Raw genomic sequence first — 18,639 nt, 5'->3', positions numbered from 1 at the left:
ACGTTGCACACGACGAGAAAGTCCACCGCCCGCCGCACCCTGGCCCGCGTCGCCGTCGCCGGCGTCCTCGCCGCGATCCCCTTGTCCGCCTTGGCCGTTCCCGCTTCGGCCACCCCGGCCGCCGACCTCCCCGGCGTCACCGAAGCGCACCGCCGCGACGACTGCCGCAAGAAGCAGCCGTGGGAAGATTTCTGGGACAACCGCAGGAACGATCCCTGGGACAACTTCTGGGACAAGTGCGATCGCCCCCGCAAGCCGCACCACCCCGGTTACCACCGTCCGCCCTTCTCCTCGGGCAGCAGCTGGTAGCACTGGTCACACACACCCCGCCGGGAACTTTCGGTGGGGTGTTCAGTGTTTATCGGCCCGGCGCTCCTCGACCGCGGCCACGAAGTCGGGATGCGCCGAGACGATCAGCTGGTCCGCCGATTCGTTCAGCCAGACGTCCGCGAAATAACCCGATCGGCTCCAGGCCAGCATCGCCACCATCGGCGCGAGCGGCATGCAGCCCGGGACGATCGCGAAAGCCAAAGGTAAGTAGAGCGATTCGAGCTCGAAAGCCCGTGCCGCGTAGACCGCCGCGATGATCAGCGGAATCGCGAGCAGGGCGAGCAGCGCGATCCGGCGGTACCGGCGCGCGGTGCGCAGGCAGAATTCGCAAGCCGGGCAGTCGAATCGGACGCGCGCCAGGACCGGGTCGCGGTGTGCACCTGGGGGCTTGATGGTGCGCAGCATGGCCCAGACTGTCGGCCGCACCGAGAGCGGGCCGCTGGAATTGACTGTGCAGGAACGATTTTCGGCGGCGGGTAAGCCGTGTTCACTGCACAGGTCCGGCATCGGCTCGGCGAGGATCAGCTCGGCCGGGTCCGGGGCAGGCGGCCAGGCCGGGTTGATCTCGGTGTCGAATCCGATCTGGGGCACGGTTACTCCAGCCAGCCGTGCTGGCGGCGGTCGCGGAAGTACTCGTCGTCTTCGTCGTCATCGTCCGGGGTGACGATGACCTCGCGGTTGGGCTTGCGGGTGCCGGGGACCACGGGCGAGGTCGGCCGGGCCTCTGCCGTGGGTGCGGGTTCCGTGGGCCGGGATTCAGCGGGAGGTGCCGTGAGCCGGGGCTCCGCAGGTGGTTCCGCAGGCTGCTGCTCCGCAGGTGGTTCCGTGGGCACGTCCGACCGAAGTCGCTCCAACTCGGCCTCACCCTGTTCGGCCAGCCGCTGCCGCTCCTCTTCCGGCATCTCGGCGAACTGCTGCATGGCGGCGGGCAGTGTCTGATCCAGCACCTGATTGAACGCCTCGTTGTGCAGGAGGTCACGGGCGCTGCCCTTCCCCTCGAGGATGCCGCGCAACTGGTCCTTCAACTGCGGATCGGTCGCGGTGTCCAGCAGCACGCGCAGCGCGCGGGACAGCTGCCGCGAAACCCCCACATCGCCACGGGCCAGATCATGCATCGGCTCAGGCGCGTCCATTCAGGCTCCAGGATGGTCGTAGGTGGCGGTGGGCAGCGCGGGCAGCTCCGCGGACTCGATGACGGCGGCCACGCCGAAACCGGCGCCGGCGATCGCTTCGAGCGCGACATAGGCCTTGTTGAGGGTGTTGACCAACAGCCCCCACTCCTTGATCACCAGCATCGTGGTCGCGGTGGCGGCGGCGACCAGGGCCGCCGTGGCGACGAGGCCGACACCGGTCAGCGCGGACGCCTGCGCCGCGGCCCATTCGATGATCGCGATGGCGGCCCAGTCCAGCAGGGCCTGCACGGTATTGCTGGCGGCCGTCGAGAGGTGGTAGGCGGTCGAAGCGAAGCGACCGATCTCGGAAGCCATCTCTTTCAACGGCTCGACCTGGGCATCGATACCCGCCGCGAGTTTCGCGAAATAGGCCTGGGCGCTGGTCGCCGCGTTCCCGTCCCAGGTCGCGTCGACGGTCGACGCGGCGGACTGCACCGATTCGGCGAAGCTCGAACTGTAGGCCGCGAGGTTCTCCACCGCCTTGCCCGCCTTCTGCAAGGCCTCCCAGTCACCGGCGATCTTGCTCGAGAACCACTTCAGTGGATCCATCCCGATGACGTTCTCGCTCCACTTGCACGCCCAGTAGCTCGGCGAGATCACATTGGAGGTGATGAGGAACTCGAAACTGTCGTTGAGCGGGTCCTCGAGCGCGGGTTCGGTCAGCCGCTCGGACGGAGTCATCGGCCACTGCCTGTGGGATAGGTGCGGTCCAGCTCATCGGCCCGCGCCTTGTCGGTGGTCCGGTACACCTGCGCCACCTTGGTCAACTCCGTCGCCGCCGCGTCGGTCAGGGTGCCCAAGGTCTCGTAGTTCGGCTTCAACTTCTCGTAGGCCTCGCTGACGGCGCTGAGCCCCGTCCGGATCAGCCCGCCGTCACCCCACACGGTGTTGTCCAGCACCAGCCAGCTCTCGAGATAGGTCGCGACATTCGCGTTCGCCTCGGCCAGCGCCCGCAAGTCCGCGGCGAACTTGTCCACCGCTCCCGGATCAACCTTGAAAGTCTCCGACATCGGACCTCCCCGTCGTGGCGGCCCTCCAGCAACCGCATTTACATCCAGCACCTTCACATAAATTGCCTGTTCAGCGCAACCGGAGGCGCTCGACGACTCGCAGTCCGGTAACCACATAGCAACAGACTTGGCTCCGACCTCACCGCGAGTGCCACCACGGTTCTGCTTTAGGGGACAACCCCTAGTACCCCGGGCCTGTCTGATCATTCTCGAGGATGAACATTCCCTGGGAAGTTGCTGGTAACAGCGATTTTCACGCTTTCATACGCCAAAGTTGAACTGTGCGACCGACACCGACGCACACCGGTTCGACCGAAAGGCCCCACGATGTCCTCGCTCTCCGCCTCCCGCCGCCTCTACGCCCGCGTCGCCATCGCCAGTGCCTTCGCAGCCGCCGCCCTCACCGCCGTAGCCATCCCCGCCGTCGCCGCCCCCGCCACCCCACAGGCCACCGCCATCGGCGCCTTCGACGACTGCGAACCCACCGACCCGTGCTGGGACACCAGCATGAACAACCCCGCCAACCCCGCCAGCCCGCTGAACTTGAACAACCCAGCCAACCCGTCGAGCGCACTGAGCCCCCTCAGCCCCGTGAACCCGGCCAACCCCATGCACCCCTACCAGTTGCAGCCGACAAGCTGAACTCCTTTGTCGCCGAACAGATCCCTTTGCTAGCCTCGGGTCGCTAGACGTTTCCAATTCAGGGGGTGGAGATGCCAAGCGCATCCACTGAAAAGCGACCGAACCGCACCGAACTCAAATCCCGCCGCGTGTCCTACACCCTCCCAGCGGCCGTCGCGGTCTCCTTACTCGCCGCCGCCTGCGGCACCCCAGACCGCAGCGTCACCCCCACAACACCAACAACCAGCACCGCCGCCTCCGAAGACCCCACCAACGTAGCGGTCTGCGTCGACCCCAAAACCTCAGTCCGAGTCCCCGATGACCAATGCAAATCCACCACCTCCCCCTACCGCCACTTCTGGTACCCCCACACCCCCGACCTCCTCTACCCTGCCATCGGCGCCGCCATCCTCCTCAGCGCCGGCACCTTCATCCGGCCGACAACCGGCCGACTACGGGACAGCGGAGTACCGGCCAGCGGAGGAAAAATCCTCCGCGGCGGGTTCGGCAAGTCGAGCAACGAAAGCAGCAGCGGAAGCTGAACCGCTCCCAACCACCGCAATGGGAGGGACGCACGGACCGTGCTGGCATGCGCCCATATGGCGCACCGAAATCCCAGGACACAACCCAAATCGCGATGGCGCGACTGCGCAAGTAGGTGCGAGCCTGAGTGTGGAGCAGAACACGATGTTCGTCACGGCCGACTATCGCCAGCGGTTGCCGACCCGCCCTGATGGTGATTAAGTCACCGGATCTCCAATTTCGAGGTGCCGCAGGAGTGCCCGGACATCGGCCGCGTCCATCCCGGCGCCAACTGCCGGTTCCTCTTGCAAATCAGCAAGCTGTTGGACACCTGGGTCGTCCAAGATACGGCCCATGAACTCGAGCTTCTCCTCCAGGCGCAGACGGACTACCTCATCGACCGTGTTACGAGCAACCAGGATTGTCACCCTGGTCTCAGTATCGGGAGCCAAACCAAGGCGGTGGATACGATCCAGACTCTGCAGAAATCGCCCTGCCATGAAGTCGCGATCTACGTAGACAGCATCGTGACAGACCTGATGAAGGCTGATGCCTTCGCCCAAGGTAGCCGGGTTGGAGATCAAGACGTGACAGCCCGGATCCTGCCGGAAGCGTCGCAACTGCTCGTCACGGTCGGGAGTGCCGCCGTGGACAACCGCCGGCGAATAGCCCTCTAGCAGCTTCTCCAAAGTCGTAAGGCTTCGGACAAATGTAGTCCAGACCAATGTCTTCCGGCCGTTCTCGGCGTTATCGGCGACGATCGCCAGCGCCTCTTGGTATTTGGGCGACAACTCGATACTCGGGAGGTTCTGCAAGAGCTCATATAACGAATCGCTGGGGTCAGGTTCCAACGGTGGTAGCTGATACTCCAGGGGTTCGTAGCGGCTCGCGCCCTCCAAGAGAAGAGCCGGGCATGTCGCTGCCATCAGGAGCCGCAGCATAGCCCGGCCCAACGACTCGATGCTCTTCCGAGAGCCCTCGGCACGAGCCGAGAAGTTTCCCTTCAGTGCGTCGTAGATCTCCGCGTGTACGGGGGGCATGTCCAGGTACCGGATCTTTGGCTCAAACGGTGGCAGTCCAAGTTCGTGTTTCGTGGTGCGGGTGAAGAGGGGCCGAAGAACGGAGCTGGCGTAAGCCAGGTCGCCACCACCGACCGCCTCCGTCACGACTCTCTTTCCGCGACCTGGCCATACAAAGGACAGGAGGTTCTCCAGATCCTTCGCGCCGTTCGGAGCTGGTGTACCGGTGAGGATCAGCCTCCTGTCGGCAAGGGGGCCGAGCGCGAGGCAGGCAGCACCGTATGTACCGCTAGCCCCCAGTTTCATTCGATGAGCCTCGTCCAACACGACCATCGCTGGTCCTGTTCGCAGCCAGACGGCAAGACTGCCCATCGAGCGATGGAGCCGCTCGTAATTGACGATTCGCAACTCCGCAAGTGGGTCCTCGGCTCGTCCGGCCACAGTGGCAAGCAAGGGTTCCTTGAAACAGACGGCGTTCTCGAATTCCCACGACTCATAGGCCGATTTTGGACCGACCACCAGCAGTCGCTGTGCGTCCCCACGCTCGCGCATCGCGGCGTAGATCGCCAGCGCTACACGCGTTTTGCCTGCTCCAGGGACGCTGAAGTTGGCACCATGACGCAGTGAAAGCAGGTGTGCGATGTCACGTCGCTGAAAAGATGTGAGGTCGGCGATCCAGTCGTTCCCGAGAAGGCCCACAACCTCATCGGGATGGATCCCGTCGCTAACATCTTCAGGCGCGCCGTCACTGAGGCGGTTCTGAACTACTTCTGCGTCGTCAAGGACACCATTGACGAGCGCCGCGAGGTCGGGCGCCCACTCGACATCATCGTTGGGCCAAGTAGCCAGCTCAGTAAGGTTGACCAGCAAGTCGTCAAGGTCGATCTCCGCAGAGAGCGGGCCACGCTGGCCACCAGCGGAGATGCGCGCCGTCAGCTGCCCGAAGTCCCGCTGGTAGGCCGGAACTGTGCGCAGCTCGACCTTGGTCCGAGTTACATCGAAACCCAATGAGAGTGAGGGTTCGGCGCTACTCATGGCTGCGATCCCTTCGCGTCCACCGCGGTGATCAGCCAATCAAGACCCTTCCCAGGAAGCTCGACGGTTCGCTTCGCTTCGAATGCCAGTGATCCAAGTACGGTGCGGAGCTGCTGAAGGGCGTCATCGAAGGCATCTTCATCCAAACTCGAACTACCGCGAGACATGACGAGGTCGGTGATAGACAACTCAAGATCTTTGCATGCGTCGTTGATCCGATCTGGGGCCGCCAGGCGCTTTTTCCGCAAGCGAAAGTCCCTACCAGCGCGTTCGATTGCATCGTTGAAGGCCCCTTTGTACGAGGCGATGACGGCAGCTGCGGCAGCATGTTCCTGAGGCGTCGCGGCCTCCCCAGCGACCTCAACGGCCTTTGCCCGCAGAAGTTTATCGGACAGCGCACGTGCCGCCGCAACCTCGGCGCCCTCTGCCTGCACACTCCTGCCCAAACCTGGAATCGCCTTGGCTGACGCTGTCGTCTTTGCCGGCTTCAGCTCATCCGGAAGCGTCTTGTCCAGATACTTCTTCTGGAAGTCCGGGTCTATATAGCGCACATCGGTCTTCGAGAAGTTGAGAACAATTGCGGCCAGCCTACTTTCCTTCAGAATGTCGGCACGCTCCTTGTTCTTTGCGTGCTCGTCGCGATAGACACGGTAGAGCTCGTAGAGCCGCTCCTGCGCACCCTCGAGGTCCATCAGACGCAACGACGGGCCCCCATCGGTCGCGCTACGCGCGATCAAATCCTTGAGCTGAGCAAGAATCCACAGGTCACGCTCGCACGACCTGACGTCCGTGTGGAAAGCCTTGGCGATCACCGACAAGTCCCGATGGAGAACGACCCGCTGCTCCTCGATCGCTAGCAATCGATTGATGTACGAGTAATCGCGACGTTTGTCGAAGCGCAGCTGTAGCGACAATTCCACGTCGTTGATGTCGTCCCAGGTGCAGGACTCCGGCAGGATGCCGACACGAATGCTGGTGATGGTGTTGAGCTCGCGCAGCGCTGCGCAACGCGTGTTGCCGTTGACCAGAATCCCATCGCGTGTGATTAGGCCGGGCTCGATCTGCTTATGTTCGTTGAGATGTGCCTTCAGGTCTTCGAACGCAGGGTCCCGATGTCCTGGCTCCGAAGGCCTAACCTTAAGCAAGTGCCCCAGATAGGCTTGGCTTTCCGTGCTCCATGGATCCTTCGCAAGAGCTGCATCTCGGCTCGGTTCGAGGTCACGCTGAGCTCGGATCCTGTGTGTGCTGGGATTGTAGTAGAGATCCGCGAGAGGCATGTCGATCACCTCGACATGCAAGGGTGCGCCGCGCCACTCGACGGTCAGAGTCTCCGCGACACCTGCGCCTTCCCTCAGCTCTTTCAACCGCTGCTCCACTTTTGATTGGGTAGCCGCGGCAGTCGGAGGAAGGCCATAGTCCTTGAACATTGCGGAAAGCTCCTGTCAGCAGTTTGAACAGCTCGAGATTCGTTATGGGCGATAAGGTTTCGGTCGATGCGCTGCGTAGCCACATCATGTGTCGCTGCGCAGAATGTTGCGGATCTGGTCCCGGGAGTCCGCCGGCAATGTCCGATACGCAGCCCACAGATCTTCTGTCTCACTGAACTTTCGGGCGTCTTGCTCGACCCAGGCGGCAAGCATCTTCCGTTCGTAGACCGGGAGGCGAGCGATGCGAGTGAGAACCTCGCCCAGGTCGGCAATCAGGTCGCGGCCTCCGATGCGGCAGCGGGTGCATTCGATCACCAGTTGCAGGCTTTCCCTGCCATCGGCCAACCGAACCACCCGGCGGGCAACGTCAAGCTGCGACGTAATGTACGTGCCGGCATACTGTTCGCCGGGGCCGATGCCGCACGAGCGACACTTGTGACCGTCTCGCATCATCGCCCCTTGTCGCTCGGCCGCGGTGATCGTGACGCCGGCCTTACGCTTCGCCTTGCCCGGCTCCCAGACCGGCTCACCCTGTTTGACGAATCGTTGCTCGTGGCTCCCAAGCTCGGGATCTTCACGACTCGTGTCAATACGCCAGTCGAAATCACGCAGGTCACGCATCCTTCGATCAATCTGCGCAACCTCGGGGAACGCCTCGCGGAGCTGACTTTTCGTGAACAACTCTCCGACGCCGACCTCTTGCACCAGCCACAGTGCCGCACGCTTCATGGTGCCGAGATTCGAGTCTCTCCAGGAAGGCATGGTCAAGGAAGTTCCATCCTTTTCAGTAAGACAGAGAAGCCAATTTCAGGATGAGCCGTCTGCAGTACCGGTGAGCGCAGACAGCTGTCCCGCAACTGAACCGCATCACCCCGAGGATTGTAAAGAGTTTGACCGTCCGGAGTTTGCGCAGAACTCCGGACAGCGGTTTATTTCATAGCCGACAGGAGAATTAGTGACGGCAGACACAAAATTGCCCTTTTATAGCGATAACGAAAAATTGGAGATTTCTCTAATGATCTAGCGCAAACGCCGCCCAGGAGGCAGAATCTCGATCGAGAACTATCCGATCACTATGGCGGAGAACCCATTTGCCACACAGAGCAGAGAACCAGCTACAAGCACGCGCGCCCGAGGCCACCGAATCCGGCACGTCCCCGGAGTGGGAGGCACTTGGAACAGCCGCGCGCGATCTGATCCGAAGCACCGGCTTGCCACTCCGGGAGGTCGCGAAGCAGGCCTATCTGAGCAAGTCGACCTTATGGGACCTGGCCAACGGCAAGCGCAAGCGCGCTCCGTCGCTGGATACCCTCAAGCGGCTCCATGATCTCGCATGCTCGAAAGCAGAGCTCAACGAGATCATCCCCTGGGCCGACCTTGTCGAGCTCTGGCGCGCCCTCCTGCCCACATCCCGTCAGCACGCTGCGCCCTGCTCCTCATGTGGCACCGTCCCACCTGCCCACAGCCCCAACAAGGCTGGCACCTCTAGCAGCACGCACGATCCAGGCAAGCCGGCCGGGGTTATGTCCGAAAATGTTGTGCCGGTCCCCCCGAGACGGGGGGACCGGCACAATCGCAAAGCATCGAGCCCTGCATGGCCGGCTGTTCACGACCTCGCCCGTTACATCGATTCAGGCGACTGGGAGCGAGTCAACGGCCTCGTGCGCCACGCGGGCCTCGACACACCGCCCAGCGAGACAGCTACCGCAATCGCTTCGGCTCGCCAGCTAGCGCTCCATGACGCCGCCGAGACAATCATCAGCTACGCGGGCAGCCGATCCGAGGGTGATGTGCTCCGCATCCTTCACTCGCTGAAACGGCAAGGCCAAGCAGATGACGCCGACGCCTTACTGGAGCACGCGGTCGTCAATTCACGCCCGCTCGCAACGGAGAACATCACCTAGCCCGGCCGCATACGACCGATCAGCACGAGAGGACTGCAACTGGCCCGACCTATATCGCCGCTTCCGAACAGTCTCCACATACGTTGGGGCGCAAGCGCTTTCAGAACCACCGGCCCATGAGGGCGTCAAGTGCACCCGCCTGTGTGCGCACGCACACATAACCGAATAACCCGAATCTCGCCCTAGGTAGACACCACGTCGGCGGTGCAGCCTACCTCTCAGGCGAGCTTTCAGAACTGAGCCGGAATCCGAAGTTCCGGTTCCGATCAAACGCGTCCCCGAAAGGAACACCGTGTCCAAGAAAACCATCAGGATCTTTCTGGCCATTATCGCAATCCTGATCGGCATCATCGCCGGCATCATTGCCGGCTGGCTGACCATCGCCTGCGGGAAGGTACCCGCCTCCGCGGTACTCGCCGGCGGTGCGGCGTTCGCCGGTGCCACCAGTTTCATGGTTATGGTGTTCAAGTACGTCGACACCCCGGAGCCCGATCCGGCCGGGCCAGAGCAGTCACCTGCGGGTCGGAACCCAGTGCCATAGCAGCCTTCGGTGAACCCGACGTGGAATCGATTTCAACGCTCTGAGCCTACGAGCAGCCGCCAATGCTCGAGGCTGGACGCTCCAGCCGTCGGCTCCCAGCCGGCATACGGAGAGCAAGGCGGGTATATTTTTTCGATGCCTCGACTCTTCGATGATGTGCCGGATCCCGCGCTCGCCGAGGTGGCCGCTGAACTGCTCCGCCTAGACCCCGGTGGCAGACGGTGGGGTGCGGTCATACGACACACCTACGACATGATCTACAACGGGCCAGAGACTGGGCGGTTTCGTTGGTCGGAGCTAATGAAAACAGAGAAAACCCACTTCGGGACCGTCTTCGAAATCAATGCTCAGCGCGAGTTCGGCTTCGAGGGAGGAGATTCCACCGACTTTCGGATCACCGGCCACCAGGTCGACGCAAAGTGGAGTCAGATCGAGGGCGGATGGATGCTTCCACCCGAGGTCTTCGATGAACTTGCGCTCGTCGCGACAGCGAGCGACCCCGACGCGCAGTTCTCACTGGGACTGGTGCGTGTGAAAGCCAAGTATCGACGCGAGGGCCTTAACCGTGACAAGAAGAGCTCCCTGAACCGGCTAGGCAACTTCGCGATTCGGTGGTTGTGGAAAGAACACCCTATGCCGGCGAGCATCCTGCTGCAGCTTCCCGACGAGACGGTTGCAGATATCTTCGACAGCAAGTTCGGTACGCAACGCGTCAACAGACTCTTCCGAGCCACTGAGGGAAAACTAGTACACCGCAACACTGTCCGAACTGTCGCTAAGCAACTCGACGACCAGAAGCGCGTCCGAACAAACGGCGGTGCTCGATCCGCACTGAAACCCGAGGGGTACATCATCCTCAGCAGCTACTACGCACATCTTGCCGAGGAACTGGGGGTTCCGGCACCGGACGACATGCACTACATCTCCGTGCGAGTTACGCCGGCAGCAGCCTCGGGGGTGATGATCGACGGTCAACGGTGGCGAAGGGCACGGGCCAGTGATCCAGCCTGCGTAGCGCCGACACTTCCAGCACGTGGAACCCGCGAAGCCTAGTCGTCCTCGTCCTTCCAGGACCGGGGCAGCTCAGTGGCATACCCGGGTGAGCTATGCAGGGCTGCGCGTCGAATCGAGCACGTCGCGCAATCAACAGCGGGTCTATCCAATATGATCGCTCGCATGTTCGGATCCGCGACGAAGCACCTCGATTACGGCGGTCACAGCATCCTCAACGGGCTCGTGCTCCCACAGGCGGACAACTCGCCAACCCGCTTCTGCCAGAGCGACGTCAGCGGCGCGATCGCGCTCGATGTTCCGGCGAAGCTTTGGCGTCCAATACCATTCGTTCATTGTTGGCTGGCGACCGTGCTGTGGACAAACGTGCCAGAAGCAGCCATCCACGAAGACTGCAACCTTCCTCGCCGTAAACACTATGTCAGGGCGAACTTTCGCCGAACCCAGGTCGAGTCGGAGATCCTTGCGATACCGGTAGCCCAGCCGATGCAGTGCCCGTCGCAGCAGGATCTCGGGCTTGGTGTCAGAGCGGCGGTTCGCTCGCATGTTCCGGGAGCGGCCCTCGTTCAGCGGAGCCGGGTAGGCGCCCGACAGGTGGGCTTTTCTGCGCGCCTCGTCAGATCTACTCTCCGTCATATCTGTCCCAGTCCGATGCCAGCGAATACCGTGCGGAAAGATACTCCCGCACCAACGACCGTACGACGCCAGCCCCTACAACGAAAGGCACCAGCGTGACCGAGCTTCGTGTCGATGAGACTCTTGCCACCGCTGATGCCGAGGAACACCCCGAGACTACTTCGACAACCTCGGCGGAGTTCACGTCGATTGAGATTTGCGCCGGCGCTGGCGGACAAGCTGTCGGCCTGCATCAGGCGGGCTTCAGGCACTTAGCTCTCGTGGAGATCGATCTAAACGCTGTCAAAACGCTGGAGCTGAATATCGAGGACCACGAGGTATGGTCTTGGGAGCGCCAACACTGCGACATTCTTCCAAAGGATGTCAAGAAGTTCGAGCCTTCCGAAGATTTGGTCAAGGGTGCTGAAATATTCAAAAAGCATGGCCTGGATCTACTGGCTGGTGGGGTGCCGTGCCCCCCGTTCTCACATGCAGGTAAGCAGTTGGGTAAGAACGACGAGCGCGATCTCTTCCCACGAATGCTCGAACTCGTCCAGATCCTCAGGCCGCGAGCCGTGATGATCGAGAATGTACGCGGCATCATGGATCCGAAGTTCTCGACCTACCGCGATTGGATCCAGGCGAAACTGGAAGGCGGAACCTACTTTGGCGACGACGGGCAGTTCGCCGTTGAAGAAGGCCTCGGATACACGGTTTGCAAATGGGATGTCCTGGAGGCCAGCGATTTCGGTGTACCACAGCTTCGACCTCGGGCAATTCTGGTAGCAATTCGGGATGACATCCTCCAAGATATCAAGTACGAATGGCCTTCGCCGACCCACGAAACTCCAGTTAGTGTTGCGCGGAGCCTTCAACCATCAATGGAACAGCGATACAAGAAATACTACAATGGACCGCGCTCAAAAGAAGCACGCAAGAAGTACAAGAAGTGGCATGATCAGGCTTCTCAGCGAGAAGTCGCAACAGCGGGAAAGGGTGGCGGTATTGCGCCAACACTAGTCGGTGGATCCAAAAAACATGGCGGCGCAGATCTTGGACCAAGCCGGGCAAAAGCAGCCTGGGACAACCTGGGCATATCTGGCATGGGAGTGGCTACCGACCCTGAGGAGCTGAAAATGTTCGACCAGGAGAAGCGGACAAGGGTCGAGAACCGTGAACTTTTCGGCGAGAATGGCCCCATGCTCACCGTTCGGCAGGCAGCTATAATCCAGGGGTTTCCAACTGAATGGGAATTTTCTGGAGGAAAGACTGCGCAGTACCGACAGGTCGGGAACGCTTTTCCTCCACCAGTTGCACAGGCCGTCGGAAAGTCTATAATCGATGTTCTGAAAGCTGCACGAGAGCGCAATAATAAGTCCAATTGACTTTCCCCATCACGATCAATCGATCTGAAATAGGAAAGGCGTTCTCCCGGGATTAGGACAAGCTTGACCGGATCTCGCTGACGATTAGGTCCACAGCAATGCGGCAGAGTTTATGGGATCCGGCCCCGTTCTGGTCGCTGTGCGAGTAAGGTTCCCCGCATCATCCGAAGATCCTTCCCAACTGTAGAGGTTTCAGATGAATTCGGTCAGAAGAGGTTTCATGCTTCCTACCGCAGGTGCTGTTGCCACGGCTGCGGTTCTAACGCTTACCGCCGCGCCTGCCACCGCTGCCAACGGCGGCAAGTTTCAGACGATCTACTCGTTGACCAATGGGCTTTGCGTTGCGGTGGTGGAGTCGTCGGTGCATGGGCCGGGGTATCCGAGTTCGGCGTCGTTCACGGTGAGTACCAACATGACCGGGTTCGGGTCGTGCAGTCTGGATGTCACGTTGCACTGGCGGAATGTGGATACCGGGGAGTCGGGGACGAAGACCGCGAAGGCTACCGGGCCGGGGTATTGGATCAGTGATCCGAAGACGACGATCTTCCAGCCTGGGTTTGGGAAGTTTGTTGGGACGGTCACTGTGAACGCTCTCAGTGTCGGGTCCTCCGGGCAGGTGGAGTTCACGGTCGAGCCTTATCAGGGCTGACACCGATCAGGAATCGAGAAGCGCTGGTTGGGGCTGCGGGCCTAGCGTTTTAGCCATGGAACTCAAACTTTCGCAAACCTTCATCGCCGCCGCTGACCACGACGAGGCGCTGGCCTTTTATACCGACGTGCTCGGGCTCGAACTGCGCAATGATGTGCAGGCCGAGGGGCTGTTCTGGATCTCGGTGGGGCCCAAGTCGCAGCCGGATGTGACGATCGTGATCGAGCCTGCGGTGGGCGATCCGAATGCGTCGGAAGAAGACAAGAAGGCTGCCGCGGAGCTGCTGTCGAAGGGGTTGTTGCGCGGGGTCATTTTCGGGACCGATGACGTCGACGCGACCTTCGAGAAGATCAGTGCCGCCGGGGCCGAGGTGTTGCAGGAGCCGACAGATCAGTTCTATGGGGTGCGGGACTGTGCGTTCCGGGATCCGTCCGGGAACATGGTGCGGTTCAGTCAGCCGGTGCAGAACAACTGAGTAGAAGTAGCCGATCAGGCCTGGCACTCCGAGGAGTGCCAGGCCTTACTCATTGCAGGTCATACGTACGGGGTTGGCGAAGGGGCGCAAGGGATTTCGACTGGGGTGCCGAAGGTGTTGAGCATCAAGGCGGCGACGGTGGGATCGACAGAGATGGAGTTGTGGCCTGCGAAATTCACCGGACACACGTCCTGGAGGACGATGTTCGTCGCGTTGGGGGCCTCGCGGTAACCGTTGGTGTAGGGAACGACTTCCAGGTCGCCGCGGGTCAAGAGGTTGGTGTAGCGGACTTCGGGGGCGTAGACGCCGGCGGCTTGCAGTTCGCGGATGTTGTCGGAGACCGGGAGCATGTCGACACAGCCCTGACAGGTGCCGCGCAGTGCGGTGAAGATCGGGTCCTGGATGCCGAGACCGTATGCCGCGTTGACTATCGGGTCGGCGACGTCGGTGCCGGCGTAGATGGGGGCCAGGTTGAAGACTTGGTCGACGACCTCGGCGCCGCCATCGACGAGAATGTAGCGGGCGGCGACCAGGGTGCCTTCGGACCAGGGCAGCAGGTCGACCTTTTCGGCTCCGGTGGCGTCCAGGACGCGGGCGACGAAGTCGCGTAACTCCTTGCTGGACTCGGCGATCGGGGCCATGCCGCCGGTTCCGGCGAGGGCGCCGCCGGCCTGCCACGGGTAGATGCCGTAGGTGACCGAGAAGACGCAGTAGCCGTTGTTGTGCAGCAGCGGGGACATGGCCGGCCAGCCGGCGCCGTTGCCGAGGATGCCGTGGACCAGGACCACGGGTTGCGGATGATCGGCCGACGGGACGCAGGACCAGTCGTTGCCGCCCGGCGGGTTGAAGGGAGCCTTGGCGGTCAGTGCCGCCACGGCGAAGGCTGGGGCGGAGTATTCGACCGGCAATTGCTCGGGTGCTGCTGCGGCGGGGCCCGCGGGCGCGAGCAGCACTGCGGTCAGGGCGAATCCGAGACGACTCCAGAACCGACGCAAGGGAATCCTCCGAGGGTAGGCACGTCAGTAGCTGACAATTAGCTGAACCCTAACCATCGGATTCGATACTCCGGCACAGCGACACGAAAAGGGCCCGGCACACAACGAGTGCCGGGCCCCTTTCGGAGCGAAACTTACGCGGTTTCGGTGATCGGGCGATCGACCCAGCTCATCAGGCCGCGCAGCTTGGCGCCGGTGACCTCGATCGGGTGCTCGGCGTTGGCCTTGCGCAGACCCTCGAGCTCCTTGTTGCCGCCCTCGACGTTGGCGACGAGGCGCTTGACGAAGGTGCCGTCCTGGATGTCGGCGAGGATCGCCTTCATGCGCTCCTTGGTGCCGGCGTCGATGACGCGCGGGCCCGACAGGTAGCCACCGAATTCGGCGGTGTCGGACACCGAGTAGTTCATGCGGGCGATGCCACCCTCGTACATGAGGTCGACGATCAGCTTGAGCTCGTGCAGCACCTCGAAGTACGCCATTTCGGGGGCGTAGCCGGCCTCGACCATGACCTCGAAACCGGTCTTGACCAGTTCCTCGGTGCCGCCGCAGAGCACGGCCTGCTCACCGAAGAGGTCGGTCTCGGTCTCTTCCTTGAAGGTGGTCTTGATGACGCCGGCGCGCGCGCCACCGATGGCGGCGGCGTAGGACAGCGCCAGGGCCTGGCCCTCACCCTTCGGGTCCTGATCGACGGCGATCAGGGCGGGGACGCCCTTGCCGTCGACGAACTGACGACGCACCAGGTGGCCGGGGCCCTTCGGGGCGACCATGGCGACGGTGACGTTGGCCGGAGCCTTGATCAGACCGAAGTGGATGTTGAGGCCGTGGCCGAAGAACAGCGCGTCGCCGTCCTTCAGGTTGGGCTCGATGTCATTGGTGAAGATGGACGCCTGCGCGGTGTCGGGCGCGAGGACCATGATCACGTCGGCCCAGGCGGAGACCTCGGCGGGGGTGCCGACGGTCAGACCGGCCTCTTCGGCCTTCGGGCGGGACTTGGAGCCCTCGGCGAGGCCGACGCGCACGTCGACGCCGGAGTCGCGCAGGCTCAGCGAGTGCGCGTGGCCCTGGCTGCCGTAGCCGATGACAGCGACCTTGCGGCCCTGGATGATCGACAGGTCCGCATCGTCGTCGTAGAACATCTCGACTGCCACTGTGGGTATCTCCTTCTGATTTCTTCTTAGGTATTAACGGGTTGCCGTGATCGACTTCGGACCGCGGCCGACGGCCACGACACCGGACTGCACGATTTCGCGGATGCCATACGGTTCCAGCATCCGCAGCAGTGCGTCGAGCTTGGACCGGGTTCCGGTCGCCTCGACGGTCAGCGCGTCCGGGGACACGTCGATGACCTTCGCCCGGAACAGGGTGACGGCCTCGATGACCTGGGTGCGCACGCTGGCGTCGGCGCGCACCTTCACCAGGATCAGTTCGCGAGCGACCGAGGTGTCGGCGTCCTGCTCGACGATCTTGATGACGTTCACCAGCTTGTTGAGCTGCTTGGTGACCTGCTCGAGCGGCAGATCCTCGACGGTGACGACGATGGTCATGCGCGAGATCTCCGGGATCTCGGTGCCGCCGACCGCCAGCGACTCGATGTTGAAGCCACGGCGGGAGAACAGCGCGGCGACGCGCGCGAGCACGCCGGGCTTGTCCTCCACCAGGACGGACAGGGTGTGGGTCGTACTCATTTCTGTCCCTCGCTATGGGTCATGGCCTCGTGGATGACGGCGGGCTCGGCGGCCGCCTCGTCCTCGTCGAAGAGCGGGCGGATGCCGCGCGCGGCCATGATCTCGTCGTTGCCGGTACCGGCGGCGACCATCGGCCACACCTGGGCGTCCTTGCCGACGATGAAATCGATCACCACGGGACGGTCGTTGATGGACTGCGCCTCCCGGATCGCGGCCTCCACGTCCTCCTCGCGCTCGACCCGGATGCCGTGGCAGCCCAGGGCTTCGGCGAGCTTGACGAAGTCGGGGATGCGCAGGGTGTGGGTGCCCAGATCGGTGTTGGAGTAGCGCTGTTCGTAGAACAGGGTCTGCCACTGGCGGACCATGCCGAGGTTGCCGTTGTTGATCAGCGCGACCTTGATCGGCACGCCCTCGACGGCACAGGTGGCCAGCTCCTGGTTGGTCATCTGGAAGCAGCCGTCACCGTCGACCGCCCAGACTTCCTTCTCCGGGGCGCCCATCTTGGCGCCCATGGCGGCCGGGACGGCGTAGCCCATGGTGCCGAGGCCGCCGGAGTTCAGCCAGGTGCGCGGCTTCTCGTACTTGATGAACTGCGCGGCCCACATCTGGTGCTGGCCGACGCCGGCGCAGTAGACGGCATCGGGTCCGGCGAGCTCGCCGAGCTTCTCGATGACGAACTCCGGCGACAGCGAGCCGTCTTCCTGCGGGGCGTAGCCGAGCGGGTACGACTTGCGCACGCCGTCGAGGTACCGCCACCAGTCGGTCAGGGTCAGCAGCGGGCTGCCGGTCGCGGCCGGGTCGGCCTTGAGGGTCTCGATCAGTTCGGCGATCACCTCGCGGCAGTCACCCACGATCGGGACGTCCGCGTGCCGGTTCTTGCCGATCTCGGCCGGGTCGATGTCGGCGTGGATCACCTTGGCGTTGGGCGCGAACGAGTCGAGCTGACCGGTGACCCGGTCGTCGAACCGCGCGCCGAGGGTGATCAGCAGGTCGGAGCGCTGCAGGGCGGCGACCGCGCCGACGGTGCCGTGCATGCCGGGCATGCCCATGTTCAGGTCATGGGAGTCCGGGAACGCGCCGCGCGCCATCAGCGTGGTGACCACGGGGATGCCGGTCAGCTCGGCCAGCTCCAGCAGCTCGGCCGACGCGTCGGCCTTGATGACGCCGCCGCCGACATAGAGCACCGGCGCCTTGGCTTCCATGATCATCCGGGCGGCCTCGCGCACCTGCTTGCCGTGCGGCTTGGTGACCGGGCGGTAGCCGGGCAGTCGCATCTCCGGCGGCCAGCTGAAGGTGGTCTGGCCGACCAGCACATCCTTCGGGATGTCGACCAGCACCGCGCCGGGGCGGCCGGACGAAGCCAGGTAGAACGCCTCGGCCATGATGCGCGGGATGTCGACGCCCTCGGTGATGAGGAAATTGTGCTTGGTGCACGCCATGGTGATGCCGGAGATGTCCGCCTCCTGGAAGGCGTCCGTGCCGATCAGGCCGCGCCCGACCTGGCCGGTGATCGCCACCAGCGGCACCGAGTCCATCTGCGCATCCGCGATCGGGGTGACCAGGTTGGTCGCGCCGGGACCGGAGGTCGCCATACAGACGCCGACCTTGCCGGTGGCCTGGGCATAACCGGTGGCCGCGTGGCCCGCGCCCTGCTCGTGGCGCACCAGCACGTGGCGCACCTTGGTGGAGTCGAAGAGCGGGTCGTAGACCGGGAGGATCGCGCCGCCGGGAATGCCGAATACGGTGTCGACGCCGAGCTCCTCGAGCGAGCGGACGACCGACTGCGCGCCGGTCACCTTCTCGGGCGGGACCTGGCGGCGGTTGGCCGCGGTCGTCGGGCCGGCAGCATTGGCCTGCTGAGCCGAAGGCGCTGGCCTGCGGGCCGAGGGCCCGGGCCGTGCGGTTGGTGCACTCACCGTCTTCGTTCCTAACTTCTTCGTTCTAGACCCCGGACAAACCTTGCTGTGCTTGACACGTGGTGCCTTGCGAGCGCCCCGCGTCGGACATTAGTCCTGGACACAAAAAAACCCTCGACAGCCAGGCTGTTCGAGGGTGGCGCGTCGCAACGCGAGCTTCGTAGTCGACTCAGAGAGTCAAGCTCAACGCTGGACGCGCCGGCTGATTACGAGAAGCTCGTTTGGATTCACGCGGACGACGTTATGCGGGCGTGAACCGGTGAGTCAAACTTCTGACTCGTGGCGTCTCATTATGTGAGACAGTGCGGTTGCTTGTGTCCGTTCACC

21 protein-coding genes are annotated in these 18,639 nt (G+C 63.0%); 9 read left to right on the top strand and 12 right to left on the bottom strand.

The genetic code is table 11. From position 1 onward, the window contains the following. Positions 1-3: 3 nt before the first annotated feature. Positions 4-309 (top strand): hypothetical protein, encoded by a 306-nt coding sequence (locus AB0M14_RS10820; RefSeq protein WP_364992117.1) that lies wholly within the window; start codon positions 4-6, stop codon positions 307-309. 42 nt (positions 310-351) lie between these two features. Here AB0M14_RS10820 and AB0M14_RS10815 read toward each other — a convergent pair whose 3' ends face one another. Genes AB0M14_RS10815 through AB0M14_RS10800 form a run of 4 tightly spaced genes read right to left on the bottom strand, consistent with a single transcriptional unit; the run spans position 352 to position 2,512 of the window. Beyond that, positions 352-921 carry a hypothetical protein gene (locus AB0M14_RS10815; protein WP_364992115.1) on the bottom strand — a complete coding sequence of 190 codons (570 nt, stop codon included), beginning with the start codon at positions 919-921 and terminating at the stop codon, positions 352-354. Positions 922-923: 2 nt separating this feature from the next. Further along, positions 924-1,463, bottom strand: a complete 540-nt coding sequence (locus AB0M14_RS10810; protein WP_364992112.1) for a hypothetical protein — start codon at positions 1,461-1,463, stop codon at positions 924-926. After that, positions 1,464-2,183 (bottom strand): WXG100 family type VII secretion target, encoded by a 720-nt coding sequence (locus AB0M14_RS10805; RefSeq protein WP_364992109.1) that lies wholly within the window; start codon positions 2,181-2,183, stop codon positions 1,464-1,466. Further along, positions 2,180-2,512, bottom strand: a complete 333-nt coding sequence (locus AB0M14_RS10800) for a type VII secretion target (protein ID WP_364992105.1) — start codon at positions 2,510-2,512, stop codon at positions 2,180-2,182. The genes AB0M14_RS10805 and AB0M14_RS10800 overlap by 4 nt, the downstream gene beginning before the upstream one ends. Positions 2,513-2,839: 327 nt before the next feature. Between AB0M14_RS10800 and AB0M14_RS10795 the strand changes: the two genes are divergently transcribed. Together AB0M14_RS10795 and AB0M14_RS10790 are read left to right on the top strand one after the other, a co-directional pair. Next, positions 2,840-3,154: a hypothetical protein gene (locus tag AB0M14_RS10795; protein ID WP_364992102.1), complete on the top strand. Its 315-nt coding sequence runs from the start codon at positions 2,840-2,842 to the stop codon at positions 3,152-3,154. Positions 3,155-3,225: 71 nt separating this feature from the next. Then, entirely contained in the window at positions 3,226-3,675 is a 450-nt protein-coding gene (locus tag AB0M14_RS10790) for a hypothetical protein (protein WP_364992100.1), read from the top strand. A gap of 198 nt (positions 3,676-3,873) precedes the next feature. Here AB0M14_RS10790 and AB0M14_RS10785 read toward each other — a convergent pair whose 3' ends face one another. The 3 genes from AB0M14_RS10785 to AB0M14_RS10775 all read right to left on the bottom strand — a co-directional run bounded on the left by AB0M14_RS10785 (position 3,874) and on the right by AB0M14_RS10775 (position 7,898). After that, a complete protein-coding gene (locus tag AB0M14_RS10785) occupies positions 3,874-5,709 on the bottom strand; it encodes a DEAD/DEAH box helicase (protein ID WP_364992098.1) in 1,836 nt (611 codons plus the stop codon). Further along, on the bottom strand, positions 5,706-7,136 hold the full coding sequence (locus AB0M14_RS10780; RefSeq protein ID WP_364992096.1) for a transcriptional regulator: 1,431 nt from the start codon (positions 7,134-7,136) through the stop codon (positions 5,706-5,708). Before AB0M14_RS10780 ends, AB0M14_RS10785 begins: the two co-directional genes overlap by 4 nt. A gap of 84 nt (positions 7,137-7,220) precedes the next feature. Then, the gene (locus AB0M14_RS10775) at positions 7,221-7,898 is read right to left on the bottom strand and encodes a hypothetical protein (protein ID WP_364995636.1); all 678 of its coding nucleotides are present in this window, start codon (positions 7,896-7,898) and stop codon (positions 7,221-7,223) included. Positions 7,899-8,227: 329 nt separating this feature from the next. On the opposite strand from AB0M14_RS10775, the gene AB0M14_RS10770 reads away from it, so the two are divergent. The 3 genes from AB0M14_RS10770 (at position 8,228) to AB0M14_RS10760 (ending at position 10,634) form a co-directional block, all read left to right on the top strand. Next, positions 8,228-9,040 (top strand): helix-turn-helix transcriptional regulator, encoded by an 813-nt coding sequence (locus AB0M14_RS10770; protein ID WP_364992094.1) that lies wholly within the window; start codon positions 8,228-8,230, stop codon positions 9,038-9,040. Positions 9,041-9,332: 292 nt separating this feature from the next. After that, positions 9,333-9,581 (top strand): hypothetical protein, encoded by a 249-nt coding sequence (locus AB0M14_RS10765; protein ID WP_364992091.1) that lies wholly within the window; start codon positions 9,333-9,335, stop codon positions 9,579-9,581. Positions 9,582-9,716: 135 nt separating this feature from the next. Further along, positions 9,717-10,634, top strand: coding sequence for a NaeI family type II restriction endonuclease (locus AB0M14_RS10760; protein WP_364992089.1), 918 nt, complete (start codon positions 9,717-9,719; stop codon positions 10,632-10,634). A gap of 102 nt (positions 10,635-10,736) precedes the next feature. Here the strand turns inward: AB0M14_RS10760 and AB0M14_RS10755 are convergent, their stop codons facing one another. Next, positions 10,737-11,228 carry a very short patch repair endonuclease gene (locus AB0M14_RS10755; RefSeq protein WP_364992086.1) on the bottom strand — a complete coding sequence of 164 codons (492 nt, stop codon included), beginning with the start codon at positions 11,226-11,228 and terminating at the stop codon, positions 10,737-10,739. Positions 11,229-11,323: 95 nt separating this feature from the next. Here AB0M14_RS10755 and dcm point away from each other — a divergent pair, with 95 nt between their 5' ends. From dcm to AB0M14_RS10740, 3 genes are all read left to right on the top strand, one after another. Beyond that, positions 11,324-12,592, top strand: a complete 1,269-nt coding sequence (dcm, locus tag AB0M14_RS10750; RefSeq protein ID WP_364992084.1) for a DNA (cytosine-5-)-methyltransferase — start codon at positions 11,324-11,326, stop codon at positions 12,590-12,592. 196 nt (positions 12,593-12,788) lie between these two features. Further along, complete coding sequence (locus tag AB0M14_RS10745; protein ID WP_364992081.1) at positions 12,789-13,241, top strand: hypothetical protein; 453 nt, start codon at positions 12,789-12,791, stop codon at positions 13,239-13,241. 55 nt (positions 13,242-13,296) lie between these two features. Beyond that, entirely contained in the window at positions 13,297-13,716 is a 420-nt protein-coding gene (locus tag AB0M14_RS10740; RefSeq protein ID WP_364992079.1) for a VOC family protein, read from the top strand. 59 nt (positions 13,717-13,775) lie between these two features. Here the strand turns inward: AB0M14_RS10740 and AB0M14_RS10735 are convergent, their stop codons facing one another. From AB0M14_RS10735 to AB0M14_RS10720, 4 genes are all read right to left on the bottom strand, one after another. Further along, complete coding sequence (locus AB0M14_RS10735) at positions 13,776-14,711, bottom strand: alpha/beta fold hydrolase (protein WP_364992076.1); 936 nt, start codon at positions 14,709-14,711, stop codon at positions 13,776-13,778. A 134-nt stretch (positions 14,712-14,845) separates the two neighbouring features. Further along, complete coding sequence (gene ilvC / locus AB0M14_RS10730; RefSeq protein WP_364995633.1) at positions 14,846-15,847, bottom strand: ketol-acid reductoisomerase; 1,002 nt, start codon at positions 15,845-15,847, stop codon at positions 14,846-14,848. A 45-nt stretch (positions 15,848-15,892) separates the two neighbouring features. Continuing rightward, entirely contained in the window at positions 15,893-16,396 is a 504-nt protein-coding gene (ilvN, locus tag AB0M14_RS10725; protein ID WP_040693551.1) for an acetolactate synthase small subunit, read from the bottom strand. Beyond that, a complete protein-coding gene (locus AB0M14_RS10720; protein WP_364992073.1) occupies positions 16,393-18,312 on the bottom strand; it encodes an acetolactate synthase large subunit in 1,920 nt (639 codons plus the stop codon). The genes ilvN and AB0M14_RS10720 overlap by 4 nt, the downstream gene beginning before the upstream one ends. Between the last annotated feature and the right edge of the window lie 327 nt (positions 18,313-18,639).

Origin of the sequence: Nocardia sp. NPDC051832 (assembly GCF_040681285.1) — a bacterium.
GTDB lineage: Bacteria > Actinomycetota > Actinomycetes > Mycobacteriales > Mycobacteriaceae > Nocardia.
This window is presented reverse-complemented; position numbering and strand designations above follow the sequence as displayed.

Coding starts and splice junctions, on each gene's coding strand:
- AB0M14_RS10810 (WP_364992112.1), bottom strand. CDS start 1,463: ATGGACGCGCCTGAGCCGATGCATGATCTGGCCCGTGGCGATGTGGGG.
- AB0M14_RS10805 (WP_364992109.1), bottom strand. CDS start 2,183: ATGACTCCGTCCGAGCGGCTGACCGAACCCGCGCTCGAGGACCCGCTC.
- AB0M14_RS10800 (WP_364992105.1), bottom strand. CDS start 2,512: ATGTCGGAGACTTTCAAGGTTGATCCGGGAGCGGTGGACAAGTTCGCC.
- AB0M14_RS10795 (WP_364992102.1), top strand. CDS start 2,840: ATGTCCTCGCTCTCCGCCTCCCGCCGCCTCTACGCCCGCGTCGCCATC.
- AB0M14_RS10790 (WP_364992100.1), top strand. CDS start 3,226: ATGCCAAGCGCATCCACTGAAAAGCGACCGAACCGCACCGAACTCAAA.
- AB0M14_RS10785 (WP_364992098.1), bottom strand. CDS start 5,709: ATGAGTAGCGCCGAACCCTCACTCTCATTGGGTTTCGATGTAACTCGG.
- AB0M14_RS10780 (WP_364992096.1), bottom strand. CDS start 7,136: ATGTTCAAGGACTATGGCCTTCCTCCGACTGCCGCGGCTACCCAATCA.
- AB0M14_RS10775 (WP_364995636.1), bottom strand. CDS start 7,898: ATGCCTTCCTGGAGAGACTCGAATCTCGGCACCATGAAGCGTGCGGCA.
- AB0M14_RS10760 (WP_364992089.1), top strand. CDS start 9,717: ATGCCTCGACTCTTCGATGATGTGCCGGATCCCGCGCTCGCCGAGGTG.
- AB0M14_RS10755 (WP_364992086.1), bottom strand. CDS start 11,228: ATGACGGAGAGTAGATCTGACGAGGCGCGCAGAAAAGCCCACCTGTCG.
- AB0M14_RS10745 (WP_364992081.1), top strand. CDS start 12,789: ATGAATTCGGTCAGAAGAGGTTTCATGCTTCCTACCGCAGGTGCTGTT.
- AB0M14_RS10740 (WP_364992079.1), top strand. CDS start 13,297: ATGGAACTCAAACTTTCGCAAACCTTCATCGCCGCCGCTGACCACGAC.
- ilvC (WP_364995633.1), bottom strand. CDS start 15,847: ATGTTCTACGACGACGATGCGGACCTGTCGATCATCCAGGGCCGCAAG.
- ilvN (WP_040693551.1), bottom strand. CDS start 16,396: ATGAGTACGACCCACACCCTGTCCGTCCTGGTGGAGGACAAGCCCGGC.